Origin of the sequence: Conexibacter sp. CPCC 206217 (assembly GCF_030646165.1) — a bacterium.
Taxonomy (GTDB): domain Bacteria; phylum Actinomycetota; class Thermoleophilia; order Solirubrobacterales; family Solirubrobacteraceae; genus Conexibacter.
Genome location: NZ_JAUTDO010000001.1, coordinates 987,111 through 998,401, shown reverse-complemented (window position 1 = coordinate 998,401; position 11,291 = coordinate 987,111). Strand labels below are relative to the sequence as shown.

General features: G+C 67.9%; 22 protein-coding genes and 1 pseudogene. All 23 read left to right on the top strand.

Translation table 11 applies throughout. From position 1 onward, the window contains the following. A partial coding sequence (locus Q7L65_RS04780) for a hypothetical protein (RefSeq protein ID WP_304719119.1) occupies positions 1-343 on the top strand: 343 nt, incomplete at its 5' end. Beyond that, entirely contained in the window at positions 330-743 is a 414-nt protein-coding gene (rplP, locus tag Q7L65_RS04775) for a 50S ribosomal protein L16 (protein ID WP_304719117.1), read from the top strand. The genes Q7L65_RS04780 and rplP, both read left to right, overlap by 14 nt. Position 744: 1 nt before the next feature. Beyond that, complete coding sequence (gene rpmC / locus Q7L65_RS04770; protein ID WP_304719116.1) at positions 745-963, top strand: 50S ribosomal protein L29; 219 nt, start codon at positions 745-747, stop codon at positions 961-963. A gap of 326 nt (positions 964-1,289) precedes the next feature. Continuing rightward, positions 1,290-1,529, top strand: a pseudogene (gene rpsQ / locus Q7L65_RS04765) (30S ribosomal protein S17); the annotation flags it as partial. Continuing rightward, on the top strand, positions 1,526-1,894 hold the full coding sequence (gene rplN, locus Q7L65_RS04760) for a 50S ribosomal protein L14 (protein WP_012932830.1): 369 nt from the start codon (positions 1,526-1,528) through the stop codon (positions 1,892-1,894). The pseudogene rpsQ and the gene rplN, both read left to right, overlap by 4 nt. Beyond that, on the top strand, positions 1,894-2,214 hold the full coding sequence (gene rplX / locus Q7L65_RS04755) for a 50S ribosomal protein L24 (protein ID WP_304719115.1): 321 nt from the start codon (positions 1,894-1,896) through the stop codon (positions 2,212-2,214). Before rplN ends, rplX begins: the two co-directional genes overlap by 1 nt. Positions 2,215-2,222: 8 nt before the next feature. Beyond that, positions 2,223-2,804 (top strand): 50S ribosomal protein L5, encoded by a 582-nt coding sequence (gene rplE / locus Q7L65_RS04750; RefSeq protein ID WP_304719113.1) that lies wholly within the window; start codon positions 2,223-2,225, stop codon positions 2,802-2,804. Between the two features lie 4 nt (positions 2,805-2,808). After that, the gene (locus tag Q7L65_RS04745) at positions 2,809-2,994 is read left to right on the top strand and encodes a type Z 30S ribosomal protein S14 (RefSeq protein WP_304694357.1); all 186 of its coding nucleotides are present in this window, start codon (positions 2,809-2,811) and stop codon (positions 2,992-2,994) included. A gap of 4 nt (positions 2,995-2,998) precedes the next feature. Beyond that, positions 2,999-3,406, top strand: coding sequence for a 30S ribosomal protein S8 (rpsH, locus tag Q7L65_RS04740; RefSeq protein WP_304719112.1), 408 nt, complete (start codon positions 2,999-3,001; stop codon positions 3,404-3,406). Positions 3,407-3,413: 7 nt separating this feature from the next. Further along, entirely contained in the window at positions 3,414-3,947 is a 534-nt protein-coding gene (rplF, locus tag Q7L65_RS04735) for a 50S ribosomal protein L6 (RefSeq protein ID WP_304719111.1), read from the top strand. Further along, on the top strand, positions 3,944-4,297 hold the full coding sequence (rplR, locus tag Q7L65_RS04730) for a 50S ribosomal protein L18 (RefSeq protein WP_304719109.1): 354 nt from the start codon (positions 3,944-3,946) through the stop codon (positions 4,295-4,297). The genes rplF and rplR overlap by 4 nt, the downstream gene beginning before the upstream one ends. Before the next feature lie 39 nt (positions 4,298-4,336). Continuing rightward, positions 4,337-4,951, top strand: a complete 615-nt coding sequence (gene rpsE / locus Q7L65_RS04725; RefSeq protein WP_370552508.1) for a 30S ribosomal protein S5 — start codon at positions 4,337-4,339, stop codon at positions 4,949-4,951. Further along, entirely contained in the window at positions 4,948-5,136 is a 189-nt protein-coding gene (rpmD, locus tag Q7L65_RS04720) for a 50S ribosomal protein L30 (RefSeq protein WP_304719108.1), read from the top strand. The genes rpsE and rpmD overlap by 4 nt, the downstream gene beginning before the upstream one ends. Next, on the top strand, positions 5,133-5,645 hold the full coding sequence (gene rplO / locus Q7L65_RS04715; protein ID WP_304719107.1) for a 50S ribosomal protein L15: 513 nt from the start codon (positions 5,133-5,135) through the stop codon (positions 5,643-5,645). The genes rpmD and rplO overlap by 4 nt, the downstream gene beginning before the upstream one ends. 14 nt (positions 5,646-5,659) lie before the next feature. Beyond that, the gene (gene secY, locus Q7L65_RS04710; protein WP_304719105.1) at positions 5,660-6,931 is read left to right on the top strand and encodes a preprotein translocase subunit SecY; all 1,272 of its coding nucleotides are present in this window, start codon (positions 5,660-5,662) and stop codon (positions 6,929-6,931) included. 162 nt (positions 6,932-7,093) lie between these two features. After that, positions 7,094-7,768, top strand: coding sequence for an adenylate kinase (locus Q7L65_RS04705; protein ID WP_304719102.1), 675 nt, complete (start codon positions 7,094-7,096; stop codon positions 7,766-7,768). Then, a complete protein-coding gene (map, locus tag Q7L65_RS04700) occupies positions 7,765-8,538 on the top strand; it encodes a type I methionyl aminopeptidase (RefSeq protein ID WP_304719100.1) in 774 nt (257 codons plus the stop codon). The genes Q7L65_RS04705 and map overlap by 4 nt, the downstream gene beginning before the upstream one ends. 185 nt (positions 8,539-8,723) lie before the next feature. Further along, positions 8,724-8,837 (top strand): 50S ribosomal protein L36, encoded by a 114-nt coding sequence (gene rpmJ / locus Q7L65_RS27680; protein WP_012932843.1) that lies wholly within the window; start codon positions 8,724-8,726, stop codon positions 8,835-8,837. Positions 8,838-8,839: 2 nt separating this feature from the next. After that, positions 8,840-9,220, top strand: coding sequence for a 30S ribosomal protein S13 (rpsM, locus tag Q7L65_RS04690; RefSeq protein ID WP_304719144.1), 381 nt, complete (start codon positions 8,840-8,842; stop codon positions 9,218-9,220). Further along, positions 9,221-9,619 (top strand): 30S ribosomal protein S11, encoded by a 399-nt coding sequence (gene rpsK / locus Q7L65_RS04685; protein WP_012932845.1) that lies wholly within the window; start codon positions 9,221-9,223, stop codon positions 9,617-9,619. Between the two features lie 12 nt (positions 9,620-9,631). Next, positions 9,632-9,799: a hypothetical protein gene (locus Q7L65_RS04680; RefSeq protein ID WP_304719096.1), complete on the top strand. Its 168-nt coding sequence runs from the start codon at positions 9,632-9,634 to the stop codon at positions 9,797-9,799. 106 nt (positions 9,800-9,905) lie between these two features. Continuing rightward, on the top strand, positions 9,906-10,901 hold the full coding sequence (locus Q7L65_RS04675; protein ID WP_304719094.1) for a DNA-directed RNA polymerase subunit alpha: 996 nt from the start codon (positions 9,906-9,908) through the stop codon (positions 10,899-10,901). Between the two features lie 24 nt (positions 10,902-10,925). Continuing rightward, positions 10,926-11,279, top strand: coding sequence for a 50S ribosomal protein L17 (rplQ, locus tag Q7L65_RS04670; RefSeq protein ID WP_304719093.1), 354 nt, complete (start codon positions 10,926-10,928; stop codon positions 11,277-11,279). Positions 11,280-11,291 lie beyond the last annotated feature (12 nt).

Here is an 11,291-nt window from a genome sequence, read left to right as displayed (position 1 = left end):
CCTTGGGGCCGCGGGCCCGGTGGCGGCGGACGCGGTCCGGGCGGTCCCGGCGGCGGGCGCGGTCCCGGCGGTGGCGGCGGTCGCGGTCCGGGCGGTCCCGGTGGCGGCGGCGGTCGCGGTCCGGGCGGTCCCGGCGGCGGGCGCGGTCCCGGTGGCGGTCGCGGTCCGGGCGGTCCCGGTGGCGGCGGCGGTCGTGGCCCGGGTGGCCCCGGTGGCGGTGGTCGCGGTCCGGGCGGTCCCGGCGGCGGGCGCGGTCCCGGCGGCGGCGGCGGACGCGGTCCGGCCGGTGGCGCCGCAGGTGGCAATCGCGGTTCCGGAGGTCAGGGCTGATGCTCTCCCCTAAGCGTGTGAAGTTCCGCAAGCAGCACCGCGGCCGGCGCCGCGGGCTGTCGCGCGGGCAGGTCAAGGTCCAGTTCGGCGAGTTCGGCCTCAAGGCGCTCGAAGAGGGCTGGCTGACCAACCGACAGATCGAGGCCGCGCGTATCGCGATGACCCGCAAGATCAGACGTGGCGGCAAGGTCTGGATCAACGTGTATCCGGACAAGCCCTTCACGAAGAAGCCGGCCGAGACCCGCATGGGTTCCGGCAAGGGCTCTCCGGAGGGCTGGGTCGCCGTCGTCAAGCCGGGCCGCGTGATGTTCGAGCTGGGCGGCGTGTCCGAGGAGTTGGCCCGCGAGGCGATGCGCCTCGCCGGCCACAAGCTGCCACTGAAGACAAGATTCGTCCTGCGAGAGGAGGGCTGACATGACCACTGCGACAGAGCTGCGTGACATGGATGACGCCGCTCTCAACGAACACCTGCAGACTGCGCGGCGCGAGCTGTTCGGCCTGCGTTTCCAGCACGCGACCGGCGAGCTGGAGGACACCTCCCGCTTGCGACTCGCCAAGCGCGAGGTCGCGCGCACGCTCACGGTCGTCCGTGAGCGCGGAACTGAAGCTGACAACAAGGAACTGAGTCGCTAGCGATGGCCGACGAAGAGAACAGAACCGTCGAGGAGACCACTCCGGCGCCCGAGACGACCGCGGAGACCGCGGCGCCGAGCGCGCCGAAGGGTGAGCCCGTGCCACAGCTCGCGCCGAAGGAGCGTCGCCAGCAGGCGCGCGCCGCCAAGGCCGCCAAGGTCGGGACGCGCCCCGCGCGCTCGATCGAGGAGCGCCAGGCCGAGCGCGCCGCCAAGCGCGCGAAGAACGCGGCGAGACGCCGCAACCTCCGCGCGAAGGCGCGCGAGGCCGCGAAGGCGACGCCGAACGGCGAGCCGACGCCGCCGCGCGAGCACGGCGAGGGCAGACAGAAGGAACGTCAGGGCGTCGTCGTCTCCGACAAGGCCGACAAGACCATCACCGTCCGCATCGACGTCGCACGTCGTCACCGCAAGTACGAGAAGATCGTCCGCAGCTCGACGACCTTCCATGCGCATGACGAGAGCAACGACGCGCATGCCGGTGACACGGTCATCATCCGCGAGTCTCGCCCGCTGTCGCGCCTGAAGCGCTGGCGCCTCGTCGAGGTTGTGGAGCGTGCCAAGTGATTCAGAACGAGACCCGACTCAAGGTCGCCGACAACACCGGCGCCCGCGAGATCCTCTGCATCCGCGTGCGCGGCGGTTCGCGCCGCAAGTACGCCGGCGTGGGGGACATCATCGTCGCGACGGTGAAGCAGGCCAGCCCGCAGGGCTCGGTCAAGAAGGGCGAGGTCGTGACCGCTGTGGTCGTTCGCACGAAGAAGACGTACGGCCGTGAAGACGGCACGTACATCGGCTTCGACGAGAACGCCGCGGTCATCATCGACGCGCAGAACAACCCGCGCGGGACGCGCATCTTCGGTCCCGTCGCGCGCGAGCTGCGTGAGCGCAACTTCATGAAGATCGTCTCGCTCGCGCCGGAGGTGCTCTGATGCCCGCCCGCATTCGCAGAGACGACCAGGTCATCGTCATCACCGGCAAGGACAAGGGCAAGACGGGCAGAGTGCTGCGCGTCGAGCCTGAGAAGGATCGCGTCTACGTCGAAGGCCTCAACATCGTCAAGCGCCATCAGCGCCCGACGCCCGGTCGTCCCGACTCGGTCGCCGGCGTGATCGAGCGCGAGGGCGGCATCCACGTCTCGAACGTGGCGCTGCTCGACCCGAAGGACAACAAGCCGACTCGCGTCGGTATCGAAATCCATGAGGGCAGACGCTTCCGCGTCGCCCGCCGCTCCGGCACCCGCATCGACTGAGTACGAACATGACCGCACGACTCAAAGAACGCTATGTGTCCGAGATCCGCCCCAGACTGGTGGACTCGTTCGGTTACTCCTCACTGATGCAGGCGCCCAAGATCACCAAGATCACGCTCAACATGGGCGTCGGCGAGGCCAAGCAGGACTCCAAGCAGCTCGCGCAGGCCGAGGAGCAGTTGGCCGCGATCGCGGGCCAGAAGCCCAACGTCCGGAGATCGCGCAAGTCGATCGCCGCGTTCAAGCTGCGCGAGGGGATGCCGGTCGGGCTCAGCGTGACGCTGCGCGACGACCGCGCCTACGAGTTCCTCGACCGGCTGCTGTCGGTCGCGATCCCGCGAATCCGCGACTTCCGCGGGCTCAACCCGAGGTCGTTCGACGGCCGCGGGAACTACTCGATGGGCGTCAGAGAACAGATCATCTTCCCCGAGATCGATTACGACAAGGTCGATCAGGTCCGCGGTCTGGACATCACGTTCACGACCACCGCGGAAACCGACGACGAAGCCTTCGCGCTGCTGAGCAGTTTCGGCATGCCGTTCGCGAAGGACGGGCGCCCTGGCGGGGCACCCGTGACGACAGGGAGCTAACTCCATGGCGAAGACCTCACAGCGCGTCCGGCAGCTGCGGACCCCGAAGTACAGAACGCGCGCGTACACGCGCTGCCGCCGTTGCGGCCGTCCCCGCGCGGTCTACAGAAAGTTCGGCATGTGCCGTATCTGCCTGCGCGAGCTGGCACACAACGGTTACATCCCCGGGATGACGAAGAGCTCCTGGTAACGCCATGTCGATGACCGATCCCATCGCCGACTTCCTCACGCGTGTGCGCAACGGCGCGCGGGCTTCGCACGACATCGTGTCGATCCCGTCGTCGAAGCTGAAGCGTGAGCTGGCCCGCATCCTCAAGGAGCAGGGCTACATCGACGGCTACACGTTTGAGCCGGCCAGCCCCGAGCAGCCTGCGGAGCTGATCAAGATCAGACTGAAGTACACGGGCAACCGCCGTCCCGTCATCCAGGGCATCCAGCGCGTGTCGCGCCCGGGCCAGCGTACGTACGTCGGCCACAGCGACATCCCGAAGATCCAGGGTGGTCTCGGCACTGCCATCATCTCGACGTCCCAGGGCGTCATGACCGGTCACGAGGCGCGCTCCAAGGGCGTCGGTGGCGAGGTCGTGGCCAAGGTGTGGTGAGGCTGGCATGAGTCGCATCGGCCGCAAGCCCATCCCCGTCCCCGCCGGCGTCACGGTCGCGATCGAGCCCGAGCGCGTCACCGTCAACGGCCCGCGCGGCGAGCTGTTCGAGAGAATCCACCGCGACATCACGGTGGAGCAGGTCGACGGCGAGCTCGTCGTCACGCGCCCGACCAACCGCGGCGAGCATCGTGCGCTGCACGGCCTCACGCGTTCGCTCGTCGCGAACATGGTCGAGGGCGTCACGTCGGGCTTTGAGAAGAGACTCGAGATCCAGGGCGTCGGTTACCGCGCGCTGCTCAAGGGCAGAGACCTCGAGCTCGCGCTCGGCTACTCGCACCCGGTCCCGATCAGAGCTCCCGACGGCATCGAGTTCGACGTTCCGGTTCCGACCAGAATCACGGTCAGAGGGATCTCGAAGCAGCTCGTCGGCGAGGTTGCCGCGAACATCCGCAAGCAGCGGAAGCCGGAGCCCTACAAGGGCAAGGGCATCCGTTACGAGGGCGAGTACGTCGCCCGGAAGGTTGGCAAGCGCGCATGACCGTTCTCAGCAAGCCTGCGAAGCGCCTCAAGCGTCGCCGCCGTGTCCGCGCGAAGGTCGCGGGCTCGGCCGAGCGTCCGCGCATCTCGGTGTTTCGCTCGAACAAGGGCATCAGCGCCCAACTCATCGACGACGATCGCGGTCACACGCTCGCGGCCGTCAACTGGACCGAAGACGGCGTGCGCGACCTGCGCGCGACCGAGCAGGCTCGCCGTGTCGGCGAGCTGCTTGCCGAGCGCGCGAAGGCCGCCGGCGTCGAGACCGCGGTGTTCGACCGCGGCGGCTACCAGTACCACGGCCGCGTCAAAGCACTCGCCGAGGGCGCCCGCGAGGGCGGCCTCGCGTTCTGAGTGGCGTCTGACCCGTCTTACCCGCTACCTTAGGATCCCATGGCCATCGACCGTTCCGTATCAGCCTCCGGCTACGACCTGCAAGAGCGGGTCGTAGAGATCAATCGTGTTGCAAAGGTCGTCAAGGGCGGCCGTCGCTTCTCCTTCACCGCGCTCGTGGTGGTGGGAGACGAGCGTGAGATCGTCGGCGTCGGCTACGGCAAGGCCAACGAGGTGCCCGTCGCGATTCAGAAGGGCGTCGAGCGCGCCAAGAAGAATCTGATCCGCGTGCCGAAGCACGGCTCGACGATCACGCATCCGACGCTCGGTATCTTCGGCTCCGGCCGCGTGCTGCTCAAGCCCGCCTCGCCCGGTACCGGCGTGATCGCCGGCGGCGGCGTGCGCGCGGTGCTCGAGCTCGCCGGCATCCACGACATCCTGTCGAAGAGCCTCGGCACGCAGAACCCGATCAACCTCGTCAAGGCGACGATGGCCGGCCTCGAGTCGCTCCGTCGCCCGGAGGAGGTCGCGGAGCTGCGTGGCCTGTCCGTCAACGCGGTGCTCGGCCTGCACATGGGCGAGCCCGTCGGCGAGGACTTGACCGAGGGCGACGAGGCGCCGGCCGAGCCGGTCGCCGCGGCGGCGGCTGCCGCCGCACCGGAGGCCGGGGCATGAGCACGACGCTGAGAATCACCCAGATCAAGTCGAGAAACGGCGCCAACCAGCGCCAGCTCGACACGCTCCGCTCGATCGGCCTGCGCAAGATCGGCCAGACGGTGGAGCAGCAGGACTCCCCGCAGATGCGGGGCATGGTGCACGCCGTCCGTCATCTCGTCAAGGTCGAGGAAGAAGCCGCATGAGCCCTGTGAAGGACGAGGTCGAGCGCGAGGAGCGCATCGGCCTCCACAACCTGAGACCCGCTCCGGGTCACCGCAAGACGCGCAAGCGCGTCGGTCGCGGCGAGGGCTCCGGCACCGGCAAGACTTCCGGCCGCGGCCAGAAGGGCGCCGGCTCGCGCGCCGGCTCGAAGGATCGCGCTCGTTTCGAGGGCGGCCAGATGCCGATTCACATGCGGATGCGCAAGCTGCGCGGCCCGCACATGAAGAAGTCGATGCCGTTCGAGATGTTCCGTACGCACACCCAGCCGGTCAACCTGGGTGATCTGGACGAGCGGTTCGAGTCCGGCGCCGAGGTCACGCTCGACGCGATGCGCGCGAAGGGCCTCGGCACGCGCAGAGGCATTCCGGTGAAGGTGCTCGCCAAGGGCGAGATCACCAAGCCGTTGACCGTGTCGGCCCATGCCTTCAGTGCGGCTGCGCGGGAGCGCATCGAAGCCGCCGGCGGGACCGCGCAGCTCCTCGAGCCCTAAGTGGACACAGGGCCGTGCTCTCGACGATCCTGAACGCGTTCACGGTCGCGGAGATCCGGAAGAAGCTCGCCTTCACGGCGCTTCTTCTGGCTCTCTACCGACTGGGTTCGCACATCCCCGCGCCTGGCATCAACTCCAGAGCGGTGGAGGAGATTCAGCAGAACTTCTCCAACGGCGGCATCCTGAACTTCCTCAACCTCTTCTCCGGAGGAGGTCTGTCCCGCATCGCGCTGTTCGCGCTCGGGATCATGCCGTACGTCACAGCGTCGATCATCCTGCAGTTGCTGACGGTCGTCGTGCCGTCGCTCGAGAGACTGCAGAGAGAGGGCGAGGTCGGTCAGCAGCGCATCACGCAGTACACGCGCTACCTGACGGTCGGACTCGCCTTCGCCCAGTCCATAGCGTACGTCTTCCTCTTCCGCTCCTTCCAGCAGGAGGCGGGGACGTCGATCATCACCAACTTCACGCTCGCGAAGGTGATGTTGATCGCGATCTGCCTGACCGCCGGCTGCATGCTCGTCATGTGGATGGGCGAGCTGATCACCCAGCGCGGCATCGGCAACGGCATCTCGCTGATGATCATGGCCTCGATCGTCGCGGGCTTCCCGCAGGGCGTGCGCGCCTGGTGGACCAGCCCGGATCCGGTCTTCAAGGTGATGATGCCGTTCCTGGCACTCGCCGTGATCGCCGCGATCGTCTTCGTGCAGGAGGGGCAGCGCCGCATCCCCGTGCAGTACGCACGACGGGTGATCGGACAGCGGATGACACAGGGCGGCCAGACGTACCTGCCGCTGCGCGTCAACATGGCCGGCGTCATCCCGGTCATCTTCGCGGCCAGCATCATGGCCTTCCCGCCGACGATCGGGCAGCTGCTCAACACCCCGTGGGCGACGGACCTGGCGAACTTCTTCAGTCCGTCCGGCTGGGCCTACCTGGTCGGCGAGTCGCTCTTCATCATCATGTTCACCTACATGTACACCGCGATCACATTCAATCCGGTGGAACAGGCGGACAACCTCAAACGCTACGGCGGCTTCATCCCAGGGGTACGACCAGGGCGACCTACGGCCGAGTTCCTCGACCGCATCCTCGCCCGCCTGACGTTCCCAGGCGCGATCTTCCTCGCGCTGGTCGCGATCTTCCCGACGATCCTGATCAACCAGACGAACGCCAACTTCTTCTTCGGCGGTACGTCGATCCTGATCGTCATCGGTGTCGCGCTCGACACGATGAAGCAGCTCGAAGCACAGCTGATGATGCGCAACTACGAAGGTTTCCTGAGATAGCGGGGCCTTCGGCCCTTCGGAGTTCCACGGCGTCGCGCCGCACTGCGCGGCGCGCCGGTGGGAACTCCCGCTTCGTCGGCGCACCGGAACTTCCGGTGCGTTGACGCTCCGGGCAGGGCAGCGCGCCTATCGGCGTTCACATCCTGTAAGTTTGCGCACCTCGTGCGTGAGCTGAACCTCATCCTCTTCGGTCCCCCTGGGGCCGGCAAGGGCACCCAAGCGGCGCGTCTGCAGGACGACTTCCGCCTGCCCTACGTCGCCACCGGCGACATCCTCCGTGCCGCCGTCAAGGACGGCACCGAGCTCGGGAGAGCTGCAAAGGCGTTCATGGACGCCGGCGACCTCGTTCCCGACGAACTCGTCATCGACCTGATCGTCGAGCGCATCAGCGCCGACGACTGCCTCGACGGCTTCATCCTCGACGGCTTCCCGCGCAATCGTGCGCAGGCGGACGCGATCGGGGCCGCCTTCGAGAGGCTCGACCGGCGCATCACCGCGGTGTTGCTGATCGACGTCCCGGACGAGGACCTCCTCAAGCGGATCACCGGCCGTCGCGTGAGCGCGAAGACCGGGCGCCCGTACCACGTCGAGACGGACCCGCCGAAGCACGAGGGCCGTTGCGACATCGACGGCTCGCGGCTGATCCAGCGCGACGACGACAGACCGGAAGTCGTGAAGAAGCGGCTCGAGGTCTACCATCGCGAGACGGAACCGCTGATCTCGTACTACGACGAGAAGGGCCTGCTGCGCCGCGTCGATGGCACGCGCAGCCCGACGGAGGTTCACGACCACATCCGCGCCGTGCTCGCCACGCTGCGGCTCGAAGAAGACCTGTGATCGTCAAGAAGACACCGGAGGAGATCGACAAGATGGCGGCGGCGGGCGCCATCCTCGTCCGCACGCTCAACCTGCTCCAGGGCAAGATCCGCCCCGGCGTCACGACGAAGGAGCTCGATGACGCGGCGGAGAAGTTCATCCGCTCGCAGGGAGCCGTGCCCGCCTTCAAGGGCTACCGCGGCTTCCCGGGCTCGATCTGCGCCTCGCCCAACTCGATGGTCGTCCACGGCATCCCGGGCCCGTACAGACTCGAGCGCGGCGACATCATCTCAGTCGACGTCGGCGTCGTCTACGACGGCTGGGTCGCCGACGCGGCGCGCACCTTCCCCGTCGGCCCCGTCTCCGCGCTCGCGCAGAAGCTGCTCGACACGACCGAGGGCTCGCTGATGGCGGCGGTGCCGCAGGTCAGAGCCGGCAACCGGCTCGGCGACGTCTCCAACGCGATCCAGACCTACGTCGAGAACGAGGGCCTGTCGATCGTGCGCTCGCTCGTCGGCCACGGCATCGGCCGCGACATGCACGAGGACCCGCAGATCCCCAACTACGGCCCCGCGGGCAGAGGCCCGCTGCTGGAGGAGGGGATGGTGCTGGCGATCGAGCCGATGGTCACCGCCGGCCGCCATCCGGTGCGGATGGCCGACGACCACTGGGCGATCTACTCGCAGGACGGCTCGCTCGCCGCCCACTTCGAGTTCACGATCGCCGTCACGAGAGACGGTCCGCGTGTGCTGACGCCTTGGCACACCAGCGGCGAACAGGCCGCGGCCTGAGCCTGTTCCGTCCGGACTGTCTGTATGCCACGACGCGTGGGGGCGAGGTCCTGCACGCGGGTTTGGTACCATCCACCGTCGCGCTCGGAACCGGCAGGCTTTCGCGCGTGCTTCGTCCTCGACGCGGTAGCGGCCGCCGCCACGGCGGCCAGAGCCGAGTCGATTGGAATCAGCCGAAAGGGATCATGAAGGTACGACCGTCGGTCAAGCCGATGTGCGAGAAGTGCAAGATCATTCGCCGCCATGGGCGCGTGCTGGTCATCTGCTCGAACCCGCGTCACAAGCAGCGGCAGGGCTGACCATGGCTCGTATCGCAGGCATCAACATCCCGCTCAACAAGCGCGTTGAGATCGGGCTCACCTACATCTACGGCATCGGCCGCTCGAGAGCCAACGAGCTTTGCTCGACCCTCGGCATCTCGCCCGATACCTACGTGCGCGACCTGACCGAGGACGAAGTCGGGAAGCTGCGCGACGCGATCGACGACCTCGTCGTCGAGGGCGATCTGCGCCGTGAGCGTTCGCAGAACATCAAGCGCCTGATGGAGATCGGCTGCTACCGCGGCCTCCGTCATCGCCGCGGCCTTCCGGTCCGCGGTCAGAAGACCAAGACCAACGCGCGTACGCGCAAGGGCCCCAAGCGCATGTCTGTGGCGGGCAAGAAGAAGGCGGGGAAGAAGTAAGTGAGTCCAGCTCCGAAGCGCCCGCAGCGTGGCCGTCGCAGAGTCCGCAAGAACATCCCGGTCGGCCAGGCCCACATCAAGACGAGCTTCAACAACACGATCGTCTCGCTGACCGACCGCGAGGGGAACGTGATCGCTTGGGAGTCCGCCGGCGGCGCCGGTTTCAAGGGCTCCCGCAAGTCGACGCCGTTCGCCGCGCAGGTCACCGCTGACGCGGCTGCGCGCAAGGGCATCGAGCACGGCCTCCAGAAGGTCGAGGTCTTCGTGAAGGGCCCGGGTTCCGGCCGCGAGACCGCGATCCGTTCGCTGCAGGCCGCCGGCCTCGAGGTCACGGGCGTCAAGGACGTCACGCCCCAGGCGCACAACGGCTGCCGCCCGCGGAAGCGGCGGCGGGTCTAGGGGAGTCGCAGCGTGGCTGCGGATGCCGGCCCCGCATGCGCGCAGTGCCGCGGGAAGAGCAGCAGCCTCTTCCTCGCCGGCTCGCAGCGCCGCAGCGGTGAGCGCACGGAAGGCTCCGCGATGAGCGGTGCCGACCTGGTGCGCCTGCTGGCGTCCCGCGGCGAGCTGCACTCGAAGTAAGTCTTGCCCCGTCGCGAGGCCGGCTCGCCTCCGGCCTCCGCGACGCCCGGAAGACCGCCCCGCGGCGGGCGGCGCTCACGACACGACACGATTGGAACCGAACCCGATGCTTGACTTCCAAGTCCCCCGAATCACCACAGAGACCGTCGAGGAGAACCGCGGCTCCTTCACGATCGAGCCGCTCGATCGCGGGTTCGGCTACACGTTCGGCAACTCTCTCCGCCGCGTCCTGCTCTCCTCGCTCGCCGGCGCCGCGGTCACGAGCGTCCGGATCGAGGGTGTCGCGCACGAGTTCTCCACGATCCCGGGTGTGAAGGAGGATGTCACCGACATCGTCCTCAACCTCAAGGGCATCGTCTGCCGCATGCACTCCGACGCGACGGAGATCGAGGCCCCGCTCGTCGTGACGGGTCCCGGCGACATCACCGCGAAGGACATCGACCTGCCCTCGGGCGTCGAGATCCTCAACCCGGACGCGCACATCGCGACGCTCGAGAAGAAGACGAAGCTCGAGGTCTACCTGACGATCGGCCGCGGCCGCGGCTACCGTCCGGCGGAGGAGAACAAGTCGCCGGACCAGCCGATCGGCGTGATCCCGATCGACTCGATCTTCTCGCCCGTGCGTCGTGTCGCGTACGCCGTCGAGCAGGCGCGCGTCGGCCAGAAGACGGACTTCGACAAGCTGACGCTCGACATCGAGACCGACGGCTCGATCGATCCGCACGCCGCGCTGCGCGAGGCGGCGGAGATCCTGATCTCGCAGCTGGCGATCTTCACCGACGCCGACCGCGTGATCGAGCTGCGCGACACGGGTGGCCTCGGCGCGCTCGAGCCCGGCCTCGCCGGTGGCGGCGTCGGCGGCGGTCCCGCCGGCGGCCCGGGTGGCCGTCCCGCGAACGCGATGGACGACATCCTGATCGAGGAGCTGGAGCTCGGCGTGCGCTCCTACAACTGCCTCAAGCGTGCGGGCATCCAGACGGTCGGGGATCTGATCTCCAAGACCGAGAACGAGCTCAACGCCATCCCGAACTTCGGCAAGAAGTCGATCGACGAAGTCATCGAGACGCTGGAGGCCCGTGGCCTCCACCTGCGTCAGGACTGAGAACCAGGTAAGGTCACCGACCCCATGCGTCACCAGCGAACTCGCTACCAGCTCAGCCGCTCCTCCGCTCACCGGAAGGCCCTGCTGACCAACCTCTGCAAAGAGGTCATCCAGCACGAGCGGATCAGAACCTCCGAGACGAAGGCGAAGGCCGTCAAGCCTGAGCTGGAGAAGCTCATCACGCTCGCCAAGCGCGGTGACCTGCACGCTCGTCGCCAGGCGCTGTCGGCGCTCGGCCAGGACAAGTACACGGTCTACAAGCTGTTCGAGGAGATCGCGCCCCGCTACACGGAGCGCAGAGGCGGATACTGTCGCATCCTCAAGCTCGGCCCGCGTCGCTCCGACTCGACCGAGATGGTCTTCCTGGAGCTCGTCTGACGCTGCGGCCTG